Source organism: Zhengella sedimenti (genome assembly GCF_046506625.1).
Lineage (GTDB): Bacteria > Pseudomonadota > Alphaproteobacteria > Rhizobiales > Rhizobiaceae > Zhengella > Zhengella sedimenti.
Genome location: NZ_JBKFFP010000004.1, coordinates 48,323 through 66,199, shown reverse-complemented (window position 1 = coordinate 66,199; position 17,877 = coordinate 48,323). Strand labels below are relative to the sequence as shown.

Annotated in this window: 15 protein-coding genes; 4 read left to right on the top strand and 11 right to left on the bottom strand. The window is 64.5% G+C overall.

Annotation, left to right across the window (positions count from 1 at the left end):
* Window positions 1-27: 27 nt before the first annotated feature.
* The 5 genes from ACLB6G_RS12315 to ACLB6G_RS12295 form a co-directional block, all read right to left on the bottom strand.
* On the bottom strand, window positions 28-1,656 hold the full coding sequence (locus tag ACLB6G_RS12315; RefSeq protein ID WP_410356486.1) for a CTP synthase: 1,629 nt from the start codon (window positions 1,654-1,656) through the stop codon (window positions 28-30).
* A gap of 144 nt (window positions 1,657-1,800) precedes the next feature.
* Window positions 1,801-2,502, bottom strand: coding sequence for a L,D-transpeptidase (locus ACLB6G_RS12310; RefSeq protein ID WP_410356485.1), 702 nt, complete (start codon window positions 2,500-2,502; stop codon window positions 1,801-1,803).
* Window positions 2,503-2,808: 306 nt separating this feature from the next.
* On the bottom strand, window positions 2,809-4,818 hold the full coding sequence (gene thrS / locus ACLB6G_RS12305; protein ID WP_410356484.1) for a threonine--tRNA ligase: 2,010 nt from the start codon (window positions 4,816-4,818) through the stop codon (window positions 2,809-2,811).
* Window positions 4,819-4,962: 144 nt separating this feature from the next.
* Window positions 4,963-5,307, bottom strand: coding sequence for a membrane protein insertion efficiency factor YidD (gene yidD / locus ACLB6G_RS12300; RefSeq protein WP_410356483.1), 345 nt, complete (start codon window positions 5,305-5,307; stop codon window positions 4,963-4,965).
* Between the two features lie 2 nt (window positions 5,308-5,309).
* Complete coding sequence (locus ACLB6G_RS12295) at window positions 5,310-5,750, bottom strand: iron-sulfur cluster assembly scaffold protein (protein ID WP_410356789.1); 441 nt, start codon at window positions 5,748-5,750, stop codon at window positions 5,310-5,312.
* Between the two features lie 251 nt (window positions 5,751-6,001).
* On the opposite strand from ACLB6G_RS12295, the gene folE reads away from it, so the two are divergent.
* The 3 genes from folE to ACLB6G_RS12280 all read left to right on the top strand — a co-directional run bounded on the left by folE (window position 6,002) and on the right by ACLB6G_RS12280 (window position 8,198).
* Window positions 6,002-6,643, top strand: a complete 642-nt coding sequence (gene folE, locus ACLB6G_RS12290; protein WP_410356482.1) for a GTP cyclohydrolase I FolE — start codon at window positions 6,002-6,004, stop codon at window positions 6,641-6,643.
* 43 nt (window positions 6,644-6,686) lie between these two features.
* Window positions 6,687-7,145 (top strand): phosphoribosyl-AMP cyclohydrolase, encoded by a 459-nt coding sequence (gene hisI / locus ACLB6G_RS12285; RefSeq protein WP_410356481.1) that lies wholly within the window; start codon window positions 6,687-6,689, stop codon window positions 7,143-7,145.
* 84 nt (window positions 7,146-7,229) lie between these two features.
* Entirely contained in the window at window positions 7,230-8,198 is a 969-nt protein-coding gene (locus ACLB6G_RS12280) for a patatin-like phospholipase family protein (protein ID WP_410356480.1), read from the top strand.
* 3 nt (window positions 8,199-8,201) lie between these two features.
* Here ACLB6G_RS12280 and recJ read toward each other — a convergent pair whose 3' ends face one another.
* From recJ to ACLB6G_RS12250, 6 genes are all read right to left on the bottom strand, one after another.
* Window positions 8,202-9,992: a single-stranded-DNA-specific exonuclease RecJ gene (recJ, locus tag ACLB6G_RS12275; RefSeq protein ID WP_410356479.1), complete on the bottom strand. Its 1,791-nt coding sequence runs from the start codon at window positions 9,990-9,992 to the stop codon at window positions 8,202-8,204.
* 88 nt (window positions 9,993-10,080) lie between these two features.
* Window positions 10,081-11,379: an MFS transporter gene (locus ACLB6G_RS12270; protein ID WP_410356478.1), complete on the bottom strand. Its 1,299-nt coding sequence runs from the start codon at window positions 11,377-11,379 to the stop codon at window positions 10,081-10,083.
* Between the two features lie 115 nt (window positions 11,380-11,494).
* Window positions 11,495-12,469, bottom strand: coding sequence for a class II fructose-bisphosphatase (gene glpX / locus ACLB6G_RS12265; RefSeq protein ID WP_410356477.1), 975 nt, complete (start codon window positions 12,467-12,469; stop codon window positions 11,495-11,497).
* Window positions 12,470-12,654: 185 nt separating this feature from the next.
* Window positions 12,655-13,974, bottom strand: a complete 1,320-nt coding sequence (locus ACLB6G_RS12260; protein WP_410356476.1) for a homoserine dehydrogenase — start codon at window positions 13,972-13,974, stop codon at window positions 12,655-12,657.
* Between the two features lie 74 nt (window positions 13,975-14,048).
* Entirely contained in the window at window positions 14,049-15,269 is a 1,221-nt protein-coding gene (locus ACLB6G_RS12255; protein ID WP_410356475.1) for an LL-diaminopimelate aminotransferase, read from the bottom strand.
* A gap of 102 nt (window positions 15,270-15,371) precedes the next feature.
* Window positions 15,372-15,836 (bottom strand): hypothetical protein, encoded by a 465-nt coding sequence (locus tag ACLB6G_RS12250; RefSeq protein WP_410356474.1) that lies wholly within the window; start codon window positions 15,834-15,836, stop codon window positions 15,372-15,374.
* A gap of 152 nt (window positions 15,837-15,988) precedes the next feature.
* Here ACLB6G_RS12250 and ACLB6G_RS12245 point away from each other — a divergent pair, with 152 nt between their 5' ends.
* Complete coding sequence (locus ACLB6G_RS12245; RefSeq protein WP_410356473.1) at window positions 15,989-17,821, top strand: PHA/PHB synthase family protein; 1,833 nt, start codon at window positions 15,989-15,991, stop codon at window positions 17,819-17,821.
* Window positions 17,822-17,877 lie beyond the last annotated feature (56 nt).

Sequence of the window (17,877 nt, the reverse complement as noted above, 5' to 3'; positions counted from 1 at the left end):
GACGGCGCTGTTGTCGCGTGGCGGACGTCACACCAGGCGGCTCTGGTCCACGGCGGCGGCAATGAAACTGGCGAACAGCGGATGCGGCTCGAATGGCCGCGATTTCAGTTCCGGGTGGTACTGCACGCCGATGAACCAGGGATGGTCCGCGTATTCAACCGTTTCCGGCAGCACACCATCCGGCGACAGGCCGGAGAAGACAAGCCCGCAGGACTCAAGCCGCTCCATGTAGTCGACATTGACCTCGTAGCGGTGGCGGTGACGTTCGGATATCGCGGTCGCGCCATAGATCGTGGCGATCCGCGTGCCTTCCTTCAACTGCGCCGGATAGGCGCCAAGACGCATGGTTCCGCCCAGATCGCCGGAGGCCTTGCGCTTTTCCAGCATGTTGCCCTTCAGCCATTCGGTCATCAGGCCCACGACCGGCTCGCGCGTCTCGCCGAATTCCGTCGACGAGGCATTCGCGATGCCCGCCAGCGAGCGGGCTGCCTCAAGGCAGGCCATCTGCATGCCGAAGCAGATGCCGAAATAGGGAACCTTGCGCTCGCGGGCGAACTTCGCGGCCAGGATCTTGCCTTCCGCCCCGCGCTCGCCGAAGCCGCCGGGCACGAGGATGCCGTGCACCTTTTCCAGCCAGGGCGCAGGGTCTTCCTTCTCGAAGATCTCCGCCTCGATCCATTCCAGCTTCACGCGGACCCGGTTGGCCATGCCGCCATGGGCGAGCGCCTCGATCAGCGACTTGTAGGCATCCTTCAGGCCGGTATACTTGCCGACCACGGCGATGGTCACCTCGCCTTCCGGGTTGTGGATCCGGTCAGACACTTCCTGCCAGCGCTCCATGCGCGGCTTGGGCGCCGGGTCAATCCCGAAGGCCGACAGCACTTCACCATCCAGCCCCTCGGCGTGGTAGGCGATCGGCACGTCATAGATATTGGCGACATCCAGCGCCTGGATGACGGCGCTCTCGCGCACATTGCAGAACAGCGACAGCTTGCGCCGCTCCTCCGGCGGGATGGGCCGGTCGGCCCGCACCAGAAGGATGTCGGGAGCGATGCCGATGGAACGCAGTTCCTTGACCGAATGCTGGGTCGGCTTGGTCTTCAGTTCGCCCGCCGCCGGGATGTAGGGCATCAGCGTCAGGTGGATGTAGATCGCCTGGCCGCGCGGCAGGTCGTTGCCCAGCTGGCGGATCGCTTCCAGGAAGGGCATGGCCTCGATGTCGCCCACCGTGCCGCCGATCTCGCACAGGACGAAATCGTAATCGTCATTGCCTTCGACAACGAAGTCCTTGATCTCGTTGGTGACGTGCGGGATGACCTGCACGGTGGCGCCGAGATAGTCGCCACGCCGCTCCTTGTCGATGATGTTCTTGTAGATGCGGCCGGTGGTGATGTTGTCCTGCTGGTTCGCCGACCGCCCGGTGAACCGCTCGTAGTGGCCGAGATCGAGGTCGGTTTCCGCCCCGTCGTCGGTCACAAAGACTTCGCCATGCTGATAGGGCGACATCGTGCCCGGATCAACGTTGAGATAGGGGTCGAGTTTCCTGATCCGGACTCGGTAGCCACGCGCCTGAAGCAGAGCGCCCAGCGCTGCCGCAGCGATGCCTTTGCCGAGGGAGGAAACCACGCCGCCAGTGATGAAAACATATCGCGCCATGGGAGTGGAGGGTTAGCGCGCGAACGCCGATTATGCGAGTCCTAAATTCTGCCGATGCGCATTTTTCCACCGCTGGCAGGATGACCGCGCCGACGAAAAAAGGCCGGCTCGCGGGCCGGCCTCCATCCGTTTTCAATGCCGGCTCTAAAGGACCACCACCTCGGCGCCCATCTCCACCTTCTCGAAGAGTTCGATCACATGGTCGTTGATCATGCGAAAGCAACCGTTCGAGGACGCCGTTCCGATGGTCTGCGGTGCGTTGGTTCCGTGGATGCGGATGTGGGTGTCGTTCTTGCCCTGGTACAGGTAGATGGCGCGTGCGCCCAGCGGATTGCCAGGACCGCCATCCATGCCATCCTTGTACTTGCCGTACTTCTTCGGCTCGCGCTTGATCATGTCGGCCGTCGGAATCCAGCGCGGCCATTCCTGCATGTCGCCCACCTTGGCGCGGCCGGTAAAGCCGAGGCCCTCCTTGCCCACCGCCACGCGATAACGCGTCGCCCGGAACCAGCTCTCGACATAGAAGAGTTCCTTCGTCGCCGAATTGATGACGATCGTGCCGGGCTTGTATCCCTTGAAGGCAACCGTTTCCGGGGCGAATTTCGCGGCATATTTCGCGTCCGGGGAAGCCTTGGCCTTCTTCGCCGTCACGCTGGCGATCTTCTTGCTCACCGGCCTGGCGGCCTGTTTCCTCCCGGCATCCTTCTTGCCGGACCGGAGGCTGGCCTGCGGATTTGCATTAATCTTCGCGGCAGCCTGATCGCGCTTGAACGCGCGCCAATCGCTTTCGGCGGACGCCGGTGCGGCGGTCAGCACTGCTGCTGCGAGGGAAAGGGCAAGAAACATGCGGAACGGCTTCATGGTGGACCCAACGTCACAAGCGCGGCCATTCCAAGCCGCGAAGGTTAAGGAAGAACGTTTGCATTTTATGCCAATACGGGCGAAGCAGCAAGTTGTCAGGAAGAACAAAAGCATCAGGAATGACTTGTTCATTTCCGGCACCGTGACCCCGGTCACAATTTCTGCCCGGACAACGGAAGACTGGTAAATCAATTCTTAATATCCTGATCGAGCAGGCGTCCGGACAAGAAAAACCGGCGCGGCATGGCCGCGCCGGAATGGAAAGAAGCACTGCCCTTCGGCTTCGCAGCGTCAGTTGACGTTGGCGATGCGGGCCTGCTGGCGGCGGCGCTGGTCGGGTGGCGTTGCCTCTTCCAGCAGGCGATGCATGGCCTGCTCGACAGTCAGCGATTCCTGGTCGCGCGATCCCAGGCGGCGCAGGTTGACCGTACCCTCTTCGGCCTCGCGCTTTCCGCAGACGAGAATCACGGGGACCTTGGCGAGGCTGTGCTCGCGGACCTTGTAGTTGATCTTCTCGTTGCGCAGGTCGGCCTCGACGATCAGGCCGGCATCCCTCAGTTTCGCCGCCACGTCGCGGGCATAGCCGTCCGCGTCCGACGTGATGGTGGCCACCACCACCTGAAGCGGCGCGAACCACAGCGGCATATGGCCGGCGTAGTTTTCCAGCAGGATGCCGAGGAAGCGCTCCATGGAGCCGCAAATGGCACGGTGGATCATCACCGGCTGCCTCTTCTCCGACTTGTCGTCGATGTAGAAGGCGCCGAAGCGTTCCGGCAGGTTGAAGTCCACCTGCGTGGTGCCGCATTGCCATTCGCGGCCGATGGCGTCCTTCAGCACATATTCGAACTTCGGGCCATAGAAGGCGCCTTCGCCCGGATTGATGCCGGTCTTGATGCGCCCGCCGGACTTCTCCTCGATCTGCTTGAGGACAGCGGTCATCACCTCCTCGGCATGATCCCAGTTCTCGTCCGGGCCGACGCGTTTTTCCGGCCGCGTGGAAAGGAGAACCGTGATCTCGTCAAAGCCGAAATCGGCATAGGTGGAGAGGATGAGGTCGTTGATGCGCATGCATTCGGCCGCAAGCTGCTCCTCGGTGCAGAAGATGTGGGCATCGTCCTGCGTGAAGCCGCGCACGCGCATCAGACCGTGCAGGGCGCCCGACGGTTCGTAGCGGTGCACATTGCCGAATTCCGCCAGCTTGATGGGCAGTTCCTTGTAGGACTTCAAGCCATGCTTGAAGATCTGGACATGGCCGGGACAGTTCATCGGCTTGATCGCGAAGACGCGGTGATCGGCTTCCTCGTCGTCCGGGTTGGTGAAGGCATGGGCGGATTTCACCGCGAACATGTTCTCCTGGTACCAGCCCCAGTGGCCCGACGTCTCCCAAAGGCTCTTGTCGAGGATCTGCGGCGCGTTGACCTCGTCATAGCCCTGCTCGTCGAGGCGCCGGCGCATGTAGGACACGAGGCTCTGGAACATGCGCCATCCCTTGGCGTGCCAGAAGACGACGCCCGGTCCCTCGTCCTGGAAATGGAACAGATCCATCTCGCGGCCGAGCTTGCGGTGGTCGCGCTTTTCCGCCTCCTCCAGCATGTGGATGTAATCCTCAAGCTGCTGCTGGTCGGCCCAGGCGGTGCCGTAGATGCGGGTCAGCATCGGGTTGTTGGAATCGCCGCGCCAATAGGCGCCGGCCACCTTCATCAGCTTGAACGCGTTGCCGATCTGGCCGGTCGAGACCATGTGCGGCCCGCGGCACAGGTCGAACCAGTCGCCCTGATGATAGATCTTCACGTCCTGGTCTTCGGGAATCGCATCGACCAGTTCGACCTTGAAATGCTCACCCTTGCCGGCGAAGACTTCCTTTGCCTTGTCACGCGACCAGACCTCCTTGGTGAAGGGCCGGTTGCGCGCAACGATCTCCTTCATCTTCTTCTCGATCTTCGGCAGATCGTCGGGCGTGAAGGGCTCGTTGCGGGCGAAGTCGTAGTAGAAGCCGTTCTCGATGACCGGTCCGATCGTGACCTGGGTACCCGGCCACAATTCCTGCACTGCCTCGGCCATGACGTGGGCGGCGTCGTGGCGGATGAGTTCCAGCGCGCGCGGGTCGTCGCGCGTCACGATCTCGATCTCGCCGTCGGCGACCGGATCGGCAAGATCGCGCAAGACACCATCCAGCGCGATGGCGACAGCCTTCTTGGCCAGCGACCTGGAAATGCTCTCGGCCACATCGCGGCCGGTCGCGCCAAACGGATAATCGCGCTTCGAACCATCGGGAAATGTCAGGGAAACGGCATCAGCCATCGGTCTGTCTCCTGTTGTCCAGTCCCGCCTACGATCGCGGGTGGTTGAAGGCCCGCGGGCGCGGGCCTGATTTTCGCGGCCTATCTAGACGGCACATTCTCCGGCGTAAAGGGTCTGGCGACGATTGGCCGCGCCGCCGCGCTGTCAATGACGGTGAACGTGGCGGCCGTTTCGCCAGAAGCGCCAGGGCGTCCACCAGTGCTGGTCCGGTGCCAGCGTCTCCGGCACATTGTCGATGCCGCAGGTGCCTCCGGGTCCGCAACGTCCGACGCGGAACAGCGTCAGCCAGCCGCCCTTCCACAAACCATGGCGGGCCACGGCCTCGTATCCATATTCCGAGCAGGTCGGCATGTGACGGCATGTGTTGCCGATGAAGCCGGAAAGCGTGAGCTGGTAAAGGCGGATGAAGCCGGTTCCGAGCAGGCGGCCGGGCGTCTTGCGCCAGGGACCGGCCCAGTTGCGCCCCCGTGATCGTGCAGTGGCCGTCATGGTCAGGCGGCCGCCGCCTTCCGCTCGATCTGGTCGAGGCAGTCCACCACCGCATCGAAGGTCAGCATGGTGGAGGCATGGCGGGCCTTGTAGTCGCGCACCGGCTCCAGGTACCTGAAGTCGGCGAACCGGCCTTCCGGAGCGGGTCCGTTTTCCTTCAGCATCCGCCGCATGGTCTCGCGCAGCGCGCGCAGTTCCTCAACAGAGGCGCCGACAATTGTCTGTGCCATGATCGAGGACGAAGCCTGGCCGAGCGCACAGGCCTTCACGTCATGGGCGAAATCCGTCACCACGCCATCGGCAACCTTGAGGTCAACCGTCACCGTGGAGCCGCACAGCTTGGAATGGGCTGTCGCCGTGGCATCCGGATCGGCAAGCCTCTCCATCCGCGGGATGTTTCCCGCAAACCCCAGGATTTTCGCATTGTAGACGTCGTCGATCATGATCGTCCCGTCCTCTGGCGCAACCGGAACGGCAAATGCCGCGGGATGCATCTTTGATTTCCGTCTCGTGAGCATATATAAGGTCTGGAAAGGCCATGCGGCAAGCTGTGCGATCGCACAGTTTCTCAACGGCCTGGCTGGAAACGCCGCAGGTCGGCAGGTTTCGGAATTTTCCGGAAAACCGTTGCAGGCAGTGGTCCGTTCAACTCGTTCCTCCGTATCTTGTGAGGAACTACGGGAGACGCCTCGTCATGGATGCCATCGCTACCAATATCTCTTCGCTCACCGACACCGAAATCCAGCCGCCTGCCATGGAGCGGCCAAGCCGTGAGGAGGCCGAAGCGGCCGTTCGCACGCTGCTGCGTTGGGTTGGCGACAACCCGGACCGCGAAGGCCTCATCGACACGCCCGCGCGCGTGGTCAAGGCCTATGAGGAGATGTTCTCCGGCTACGGCGCCAACCCGTCGGAGGAACTGGGCCGCACCTTCGAGGAGGTCGCCGGCTACGACGATCTCGTCCTCGTGCGCGACATTTCTTTCCATTCCCATTGCGAACACCACATGGTGCCGATCATCGGGCGCGCCCATGTCGCCTACCTACCGGACGGCAAGGTGCTCGGCCTGTCCAAGATCGCCCGGCTGGTCCATGTCTTCGCCCGCCGCCTGCAAACGCAGGAGGCCATGACGGCGCAGATTGCGACCTCCATCCAGGACGTGCTAAATCCGCGCGGCGTCGCGGTGATGATCGAGGCCGAGCACATGTGCATGGCCATGCGCGGCATCCGCCAGCAGGGGTCGACCACCACGACATCCACCTTCACCGGCGCCTTCCGCGACAACCCGGAAGAGCAGGTGCGTTTCTTCACCCTGGCAAGGGACATGGGCCGCCGCTGAACCGCCGGTCCGGCCCCGGCCGGCAGACCATCCGGGACCGGACATGACGGACATTGCCTTCAAGGCCCCCTCCTCCGACAAGATCGCGCTTGAAACGGGCACGGACTTCACGCCCCGTTTCGATGCCAACGGCCTCGTGACCGCCGTCGTCACCGATGCGGACGACGGCGAACTCCTCATGGTGGCCTTCATGAATGCGCAGGCGCTGGCGCTGACGCTGGAGACCGGCCTGGCGCATTACTGGTCGCGCTCGCGCAACCAGTTGTGGAAGAAGGGCGAGACCTCCGGCAACATGCAGCAAGTGGTCGAGATTCGCACAGATTGCGACCAGGACGCGGTCTGGCTGAAGGTTCGCGTCGGCGGACACGACGCCACCTGCCATACGGGCAAACGCTCCTGCTTCTACCGGATCGCCAGCCTGGAAGGCAGCGTTCCAACGCTTGCCGATGACGGATCGCCGGCGCGGTTCGACGCGGACACGGTCTACAAGCACAATCATTGATACCGCTCAACGCGCGAACTTCCATTCGAATTTACGCATCGTTGAATAAAATGTGTCAGAGTGGAGGCTCGAAAGGAGGCTGCCATGCAGCTTTGGGCCATGTCACGGAAGGGAACCGTCCCGGCGCAAATCGATGCGCCGCCGCCGGCATTGGCCACGGAGGCACCCCCTCCCCGGACGAAGGCGGGCAAGAAGGGTATCGCGCTCGCCCTTGGCGGCGGCGCCGCCCGTGGCTGGGCGCATATCGGGGTATTGCGGGCGCTGGACGAAGCCGAGGTTCCCATCGGGATGATCGCCGGCACGTCCATCGGCGCGCTGGTCGGCGGTTGCTACCTGGCCGGCAAGCTCGATGACCTGGAGGAATTCGCGCGCGGCCTGACGCGCCGCCGCCTGCTGGGCCTGCTGGACCTGAACTTCGGCGGCAACGGCCTTCTCGGCGGAATGCGGCTGGATGCGCGCCTGCGCGACCATCTCGAAGGCCTGACCTTCAAGGACCTGCCCGCGCCCTTCGTCTGCGTGGCCACGGAAATCATGACGGGTCACGAGATCTGGCTGCACAGCGGCTCGCTGATCACGGCCATGCGCGCTTCCTACGCGCTGCCGGGCGTGTTCGAGCCGGTGATTTCCAACGGCCGGACCCTCGTGGATGGCGCGCTGGTCAATCCGGTTCCCGTTTCCGTTTGCCGCGCCTACGAACAGCGTCTCGTCATCGCGGTGAACCTGCACTACGACCTGTTCGGCCGCGCCGCAGTGGTCAAGCACGCGGCCATGGACCAGTCGGCCGACAATGACGAGGAAGAGATGGCAAAGCCGGATACACGGCCGATGCGTCTCGGCATTACCGGCGTGATGGTCGAGGCCTTCAACATCATCCAGGACCGCATCTCGCGTGCCCGCCTTGCCGGCGATCCGCCGGACCTGTCGCTGTTTCCCGCGCTCTCGCAGATCGGGCTGACGGAGTTCCACCGGGCCGCCGAAGCCATTGAACTGGGCTATGCGGAAACCATGCACCGCATGGCCGACATCAAGCGCCTGCAGGCCGTGACGGGCTGACTCTCAGACGATTTCCGCCGCATCGAGCAGCCGGTACTGAACACGCATCTGGCCGTTCCAGTGATTCACAGCGAGTGTGCCCGCCGTATGGATCATGCGGCCCCGGCTCTGCGTGAGGAATTGGCCGAGCGGCGTACCGGCGGCGCGAAAGGCCATGGCGTCGATCCGCCGCCCGGTCTGCGATTGCAGCGTGACACGCAGATGCGCGCCGGCATTGCCGACGGGCTGGACCCCGCTCACCGTGTGACGGGGCATGGCGAAAACCGGCTGCGGGTGGCCGGCGCCGTACGGCCCGGCCTGATCCAGCCTGTCCATTAGCGCCAGGTTGGCGCCCTCGGCCGACAGCGCGGCATCCACCTTGATCGATTGCCCGGACATCAGCGTATCGACCGCCTGGCGGGCCCGCTCCTCGAAGAAAGCACGCAGATCGCCGAGCCTGGCGCGCTCCACCGTGATGCCGGCCGCCATGGCATGCCCACCGCCCCTTACCAGCAGCCCTTCGCGCACCGCCTCGCCGACCAGGCGGCCGAGATCGAGGCCCGGAATGGACCGGCCGGACCCCGTCCCCCTGCCATTGGCGTCAAAGGCGATGGCGAAGGCCGGCCGGCGGGCGGCATCCTTCAGCCGCGAGGCGATCAGTCCCACGATACCCGGATGCCACTCCGTGCTTTCCGTCACCAGCACGGCCGGTCCATTGCCATGCATGAGTTCGGCGTCGGCCTGGGCGCGCGCTTCCTCCATCATGGATTGCTCCATGGCCTGGCGTTCACGGTTCAGCATGTCGAGCCGCGCCGCGATCTCGCGTGCCTCGGCCGGATCGTCGCCGGCCAGAAGCCGGCTTCCGAGCGCGGCATCGCCGATGCGCCCGCCGGCATTGATGCGCGGACCGAGTGCAAAGCCGAAATGCCAGGGCGCGATCGGCTCGCCGATGCGGGCAACCTCGGCGAGTGCCGCCATGCCGGGCGTTTCCAGCCGCCGCGCAACCTGGACGCCACGGCTGACAAAGGCCCTGTTGAGGCCCTTGAGCGGCACGACATCACAGACCGTCGCCATGGCCACGAGGTCGAGCATGGCGAGCAGATCCGGCGGCGGCTTGACACCCGGACGGGCGCGCAGCATGGCCGAAACGCGGACCAGCGCCAGGAAGACAACGCCGGCAGCACAAAGATGGCCCTGGCCCGACAGGTCGTCATCCCGGTTGGGATTGACCACGCCAAGTGCGGCTTCCGGCAATGCGCCGACGACCTGGTGATGATCGAGCACGACCACATCGGCGCCCGCATCGCTGGCTGCGGCGATGGCCTCGGTGCTGTTGGAGCCGCAATCGACCGTGACGATCAGCGACGCGCCACGGGCGCGCAGTTCGCGCATGGCGGCCGGATTGGGGCCATAACCCTCGAAGATCCGGTCTGGAATGTAGATCTCGTGCGGAACCCCGTAATGGCGCAGGTAGCGGCTCATCAGCGCCGAGGACGCTGCCCCGTCGACATCGTAGTCGCCGAAAATTGCGACCCGCTCGCCTCCAAGGATACTGGCGGCAATGCGCGCCGCCGCCTCGTCCATGCCGGTCAGGCTGGACGGATCGGGCATGAGGGCGCGAATGGTCGGTTGCAGGAAGCCCTTTGCCTCCTCCAGCGTGACGCCGCGGCCTGCCATGACCCGGGCGACGAGATCGTCGATGCCAAGGGTCTGAGCCATGGCCAGCGCGGCGTTTTCCTCCACCGGCCCGAGGCGCGAACGCCAGGCCAGACCGGAAGCCGATTGCCGGACATTGAGGAAACAGGCACTATCCATCGACTTCCCTGACAGTGATTCGTTGCGGCTGGTCACCGTGGCGTTGATTGCGTCCGGTTGGCAAGCGCCGCGATGGCGTGGCCATGGGTCATCGCAGCGGGGTACGGCTACGGTCCGGCATCATGAACAGGGCTACAACGGCAACCGTGGCGGCCAATGTCATGTATAAGGCCGGCGCCGTCGCCAGACCGGTTACGGCGATCAGGCTCGTAGAGATCATCGGCGTCAGGCCGCCGAAGACTCCCAGCCCGAGATTGAATGCGACCGAGTATCCCGAAAGGCGGTCGGCTTCGGGAAAAAGCTCGGCAAACAGGGCCGGACCGGACCCAAGCGGAACCGCAAGCAGCAGGAAGGTCAGCACATGGGTGCAGATCACCGACAGCCACGATCCGCCGGACGCCAGCATCCATTCATGCATTGGCCATGCGGCGAGGCCGAGCGCAAGCATGGCCATCGCGATCCAAGTCCGCCGCGCCAGCAGGCGGTCACCCACGATGGCCAGAAGCGGCATGGCCGGAATGATGAGCAGCGTCATTCCGGTGTTGATCGTGAGCGCAGTCGCGCGTTCCATGAGGCCTTGCGCCGAGAGCCATTCGGGCAGGTAGACAAAGGCGATATAGTAGCTGGTGCCGTATGAGGCGGCGAAAGCAAGCGCCAGGAAGGTCTCGTGCCGGTTGGTGGTGAATGCCTGCAGAAGCGGCGACGTGTCGTCACGAGCGGCATGATGCGCCATGAACCGTTTGGACGCATGCAGGTTGCGCCTCAGCCAGATGGCCGTGGTGCCCAGCAGCGCACCAGCCAGGAACGGCAGGCGCCAGGCCCATTCGCCAAGTGCCTCCTGGCTGAAGACGTTTGTCACCAGCGCGGCAGCGCCGACGCCAAGCAGCGACCCGGTCATGGACCCGATATTGGTCCAGCTTCCGACAAGACCGCGCCTGCCTTCAGGCGCCGTTTCCACAAGATAGGTCACGGAGGACGAAAATTCGCCACCGACCGACAGCCCCTGCACAAGGCGCACCAGAACCAGAAGTGCCGGCGCCAGAAGGCCAGCTGTCTGGTAGGACGGCAACAGTCCGAGCAACAGCGTCGGCAGCGCCATCATCACGACCGATATCTGCATCGTGCGCGCGCGGCCGTAGCGATCGCCGAACCAGCCGAACGCCGCCGCACCGAGCGGCCGCATGATGAAACCGGCGGCAAAGATGCCATATGTCGCGATCAATCCGGCCGTCGGGCTGCCGGCCGGAAAGAACACAGGTGCGATGACGCCCGCAAGAAAGCCATAGAGTGCGAAATCATACCACTCCACGACATTGCCGATGAAACCGGCCATGATCCGGTGGCGCAGTTCGGGCTGCTGGGGCCCTTGGCCTCCGTTTGCCGACATATCGCCTTTCCTGTCTCCTGCGGCGCAAGCCTCCGCGGACATGATGGCACAATATTGGCAAGAAACGCAGACAACCCGCAATTGCGCCGGGCGACGGCTGCCCCGTCGGACCCGGTCAGAACTTGCTCTGGTCCTGGTGCTTCGCCTTGATCTCGCGCACGGTCTGCGACGAGGACCGCATGACGATGGTGTGCGTGCCGATATAGTCGCGAGCGAACTTCACGCCCGAAAGCAGGTTGCCGTCGGTCACGCCGGTCGCCGCGAAGAGGACGTCGCCGCGCGCCATTTCCTCCATGGTGTAGATCTTGTCGGGATTCTCGATCCCCATGGATCGGGCGCGCGCGATCTTCTCGTCGGAATTGAGCAGCAGCCTGCCCTCCATCTGGCCGCCGATGCAACGCAGCGCGGCTGCCGCGAGCACGCCTTCCGGCGCGCCGCCGATGCCAAGATAGATGTCGATGCCCGTCTCGTCCGGGTCGGTGGTGTGGATCACGCCGGCCACGTCGCCGTCGCCGATCAGGCGGATCGCCGCGCCGGTCTCGCGCACGTCCTCGATCAGGCGGGCATGGCGCGGACGGTCAAGGATGCAGGCCGTGATCTCGTTGACCGGCACGCCCTTGGCCTTGGCGAGGGCGTTGATGTTGTCCCTGGCGCTGGCTTCCAGGCTGACGATGCCCTTTGGATAGCCGGGGCCGACGGCAATCTTGTCCATGTAGACGTCCGGTGCGTAGAGCAGGCTGCCCTTCTCCGCGATGGCGATGACGGCCAGCGAATTGGGAAGGTTCTTGGCGCAGATCGTGGTGCCTTCCAGCGGATCGAGCGCGATATCGACCTCCGAGCCGCCCATGCCGACCTCCTCGCCGATAAAAAGCATCGGCGCCTCGTCGCGTTCGCCCTCGCCGATCACCACCGTGCCGGAGATCGGCAGGCGGTTGAGTTCGTTGCGCATGGCATCGACGGCCACCTGGTCGGCGGCCTTCTCGTCGCCACGCCCGCGCAGCCGCGCCGCCGCGACGGCCGCCGCCTCGGTGACGCGCACCAGTTCGAGGGTAAGGATACGGTCGAGACCGGAAGATGCGTTCTTGGCCATGGCACGTCCTGACTGGAAAGATCCGATAGAAAGCGGGGCGGGCCTCCCGGCGCACCCCTGCTGGCGCGATCTTTTGTCAGAGCATCGGACGGCCCGCAAGGCCCGCGCCGGTCTTTCTGCCGGTTCGGTAAAATTCAAACCGATTGAAAGTCAACGACTTGCCGAGGATGCCCGGAATGGCACGCTCAACCCGCCCTCTCGATGCGGATGACCTGCGGCCTGTCGGTCAGATGGCCGTCGGCCGTGATTCCCTCGACCGCCTTGCGCACGGCCGCCTCCGTGGTCTCGTGCGTGACGAGGATGACGGTCTTGGCCGCGCCCTTGCCGTCGCCGGCCGGATCGGAATGCTGGACGATGGACTCCAGCGAGATGGCGTTGTCGGCCATGCGCCGCGCAATGTCGGCGAAGACACCGACCCGGTCATGCACCGTCAGGCGGATGAAGTAGCCGCCCTCATGGCTGCGCATCTGCGCCTTCTCGCAGGGCTTGAGGTCGCGCGCCGGCCAGCCGAGCGCCGGGCCGTGCTGGAAGCCGGGGCGGCTCTTGGCAATGTCGGCGATGTCGCCGATGACCGCCGAGGCCGTCGCATTGCCGCCAGCGCCAGGGCCGGACAGGAGAAGTTCGCCGAGCAGGTCCGTTTCGATGGCGACCGCGTTGGTCACGCCATGAACCTGCGCGATGACCGAACTCTTGGGCACCATGGTCGGATGGACACGCTGCTCGATGCCGCTGTCGGTCTTCTGTGCCACGCCGAGCAGCTTGATGCGGTAGCCAAGCTCGCCGGCCGCGCGGATATCCGCCAGGGTGATGTTGGAAATGCCCTCGAGGTAGATGTCGTTGGCGGCAATCTGTGTCCCGAAGGCAATGGCCGTGAGGATGGAAAGCTTGTGGGCGGTGTCGTTGCCCTCGATGTCGAAGGTCGGATCGGCCTCGGCATAACCCAGGCGCTGGGCATCGGCGAGCACCTCGGCAAACGGGATTTCCTCTTCCTCCATCCGGGTCAGGATGTAGTTGCAGGTGCCGTTCATGATGCCGAAGACGCGCTCGACCGTGTTGCCCGCCAGCGCCTCGCGCATGGTCTTGATGACCGGTATGCCGCCAGCCACCGCCGCCTCGAAGTTCAGGAGCACGCCGTTTTCCTCGGCGCTGGCGGCCAGTTCCACGCCGTGCCGGGCCAGCAATGCCTTGTTGGCGGTCACGACATGGCGTCCCGCTGCAAGTGCGGCCTTGACCGCATCCAGCGGCGCGCCGGCATCGCCACCGATCAGTTCGACAAAGACATCGATATCCGCCGAGGCGGCGAGCGCCACCGGATCGTCGTACCAGGTCACGCCGGACAGATCGACACCGCGATCCTTGCCGCGGTCGCGCGCGCTCACAGCGGCGACTTCGATCACGCGGCCACACTGGCGCGTCAGGACGGCGCCGTGTTCGCCGAGAATGCGCACCACCGATGCGCCCACAGTGCCCAATCCGGCAATTCCTACCCGCAGCGCCTCAGCCATGGTCGCCTTGTCCCCCGATTCGATATCCGGTCATATGGTTTGACAGGGCCGGCAGGACGCCGGCCCGCCCGACGTCAACGCCGCGCGGAAAGCGGCACGACATTTCCGTTGTCCACCGGCGAGGCGGCGGACAGGAACTTCTTGATGTTGCGCGCGGCCTGGCGGATGCGGTGCTCGTTTTCCACCAGCGCCAGGCGCACGTGATCGTCGCCATGCTCGCCGAAACCGATGCCAGGCGCCACGGCCACATGGGCCTTCTCGACCAGCAGTTTGGAGAATTCAAGCGAACCCATCGCCTTGAAGGGTTCGGGGATCGGGGCCCAGGCGAACATGGTCGCCGGCGGTGGCGGAACCTGCCAGCCGGCGCGGCCGAACGAATCGACCATGACGTCGCGGCGCGCCTTGTAAATCTGGCGGACTTCCTCGATCTCGGTGCCGTCGCCGTTCAGCGCGGCGGTGGCCGCCACCTGGATCGGCGTGAACGCGCCGTAGTCCAGATAGGACTTCACGCGCGCAAGCGCCGCGATCAGGCGTTCGTTGCCGACAGCGAAACCCATGCGCCAGCCGGGCATGGAGAAGGTCTTGGACATGGAGGTGAACTCCACGGCCACATCCATGGCGCCGGGCACCTCGAGGATCGAGGGCGGCGGAGCGCCATCGAAGTAGATCTCCGAATAGGCAAGGTCGGACAGGAGGATGATGTCGTTCTTGCGGGCATAGGCCACGACTTCCTTGTAGAAGTCGAGCGATGCCACATGGGCCGTCGGGTTCGACGGATAGTTCAGGATGAGCGCCAGCGGCTTGGGGATGGAATGGCGCACGCCCCTGTCCAGTGCCGCCATGAAGGCGTCATCCGGTTCCACCGGCAGCGCGCGGATCACGCCGCCCGACATGATGAAGCCGAAGGCATGGATCGGGTAGGTCGGGTTCGGGCACAGGATGACATCGCCCGGCGCGGTGATCGCCTGGGCCATGTTCGCGAAGCCTTCCTTCGAGCCCAGCGTGGCGACGATCTGCGTGTCGGGATTGAGCTTCACGCCGAAGCGGCGGGCATAGTAGTTGGCCTGAGCCTTGCGCAGGCCGGGAATTCCGCGCGAGGAGGAATAGCGGTGGGTGCGCGGATCGCGGACCACGTCGACAAGCTTGTCGACGATGGATTTCGGCGTCGGCAGATCCGGATTGCCCATGCCGAGATCGATGATGTCGGCGCCGGCGGCGCGGGCGCTGGCCTTCAGACGGTTGACCTGCTCGAAGACGTAAGGTGGAAGCCTGCGGACCTTGTGAAATTCTTCCATGTTCGTGACCGTCGAAATCCCTGGAGATGCAAGGCTCCGGGCGCTGGCCGGAACCCCTTCAGTCGTTCGCTATACACCCTCGCCGGAGCCGGGTCGATACCGTCACTCGCTTTCGATCTCTTCCAGCGCTTCGCGAGTGTGCGTGCGTCCGAGACGGCGCAACTCCCCCTCGCCGCCGACGCGTGCGCCCGCGCCCGACGCACGCTGCGAATTGCGCGCCGCGTTCAGTTCGGACACGGTGGCCGCCCGCTGCGCAGGGCTGATCTGGGCCGTCTGGCCCTTCGGCACGACGTTGATGTTCGGGAACTGGCCGGTATCGCGCGCATTGGACAAGGTGGGCGGCACCGGAGCAGGCCGGCCGGTGTCCGGTTCATCCGCCCCGGCAACCGTTCCGGCCGGCGCCGGGGTTTCGGCCGCTCCGGGAACAGAAGGCGGAGGCAGGAGCGAGCGCGGCGCGGCATCCTCGAGGCTGGCGGTCGTGCAGGCAGCAACAATCAGGCCGGACGCAGCGGCCGCCGCCCGCAACGCCGTCATCATGCTGACACCTTGCGGCATGAAAAGCCTCATCGAATTCATCCTGTAGGCGCACTCCGCAGGATCGCGCGGGCGGGAGACAAGGAAAAGCTGACCAACCTTTGTCGCGCTTGTATGGGGCAACGGTTACAGCCTATTGTGTCAATAACAAGCCGGTACACGAGCTTTCGGGAGGAATAGGGCCAATGTCTAAGGACGGCAAGGACAAGAAGGAATCGGGTCCGTCGACCGATCAGCTTGATTCCTACGTCGTCAAGGATCCCGAGGCCTTTGCGCGCAACATGGCCAGGGCCATTGAGGCGGCGGGCAAGGCGGCTTCCAACTGGATCGCGCCGCGCGAGGAGGGCAAGGTCGATCCGATGGCCGAACCCATGGCCGACATGGTCAAGACCTTCTCGAAGGTCGGCGAATACTGGCTCTCTGATCCGGCGCGCGCGCTCGACGCGCAGACCCGCCTTTTCTCCAACTACATGACGGTGTGGACGAACTCGGTGCGCCGCGCCACCGGTGACGTCGACGAGGGTGCGGTCAAACCCGAAAAGGGCGACAAGCGGTTCGCGGATCCGGAATGGGACAACAACGCCTTCTTCGACTTCCTCAAGCAGACCTACCTGGTGACAAGCCGCTGGGCGCATGACCTGGTGACGGAAGCCGACGGCCTGGACCCGAAGACGCGTCACAAGGCGGGGTTCTATGTCGACCAGATCTCCAACGCCATTTCGCCATCCAATTTTCTGCTGACCAACCCCGAACTCTACCGCGAGACGATCGCCTCGAACGGCGAGAACATCGTGCGCGGGATGCAGATGCTGGCAGAGGATATCGAGGCAGGCCAGGGCGACCTGAAGATCAGGCAGGTCGACACGAGCCCGTTCAAGGTCGGCGTCAACATGGCCAACACGCCCGGAAAGGTGATCGCGCGGTCCGAGACGGCCGAGATCATCCAGTACGAGGCGGCGACCGCGACCGTGCTCAAGCGCCCTCTCCTGATCGTCCCGCCGTGGATCAACAAGTTCTACATCCTCGACCTCAACAAGGAGAAATCCTTCATCCGCTGGCTGACGGAACAGGGGCATACCGTCTTCGTCGTCTCCTGGGTCAACCCGGACGAGCGCCACCGCAAGAAGACCTGGGAGGCCTATATCGAGGAAGGCATCGTGCTGGCGCTCGATTCCATCGAGGCGGCGACCGGCGAGCGCGAGGTCAATGCGATCGGCTATTGCGTTGGCGGGACGCTTCTGGCAGCCGCCCTTGCCATGTTCGCCCGCGACGGCGAAACGCGCATCCGCAGCGCGACCTTCTTCACCACCCAGGTGGATTTCACGTATGGCGGCGACCTGCTCGTCTTCGTCGACGAGGACCAGGTGAAATCCGTTGAGCGGCAGATGGAGACGAAGGGCTACCTGGATGGCGGCAAGATGGCGACGGCCTTCAACATGCTGCGCTCGCGCGAACTGATCTGGAACTACGCCGTCAACAACTACATGCGCGGCAAGACGCCGATGGCCTTCGACCTGCTCTACTGGAACTCGGATTCCACGCGGATGACGGCCGCCAATCATTCCTTCTACCTGCGCAACTGCTATCTTGAGAACAACCTGTCGAAGGGAACCATGCAGCTTGGCGGCGCGCCGGTTCATCTCGAGGACATCAAGATCCCGGTCTACAACCTCGCCACGCGGGAGGACCATATCGCGCCGGCCAAGTCCGTCTTTCACGGCTGCCGCTTCTTCGGCGGCGATGTCCAGTATGTGATGGCGGGATCCGGCCATATCGCGGGTGTCGTCAATCCGCCCGACAAGGTGAAGTACCAGTACTGGACCGGCGGCAAGCCGGAGGGTTCTTTCGAGGACTGGGTGGCCTCGGCCCGGGAAACCCCCGGATCCTGGTGGCCGCACTGGCAGGCCTGGATCGAGTCCATGGAGGCCGGCGAGCGGGTCAAGGCGCGCAAGATCGGCGGCAGGAAGCTCAAGGCCCTTTGCGATGCGCCTGGTGAATATGTGCTGGCGCGTGTCTGACCGGATACCGGCACAAGATGCGTCGCCTTGCCGCAAGCTGGCCGCCATGCCATCTT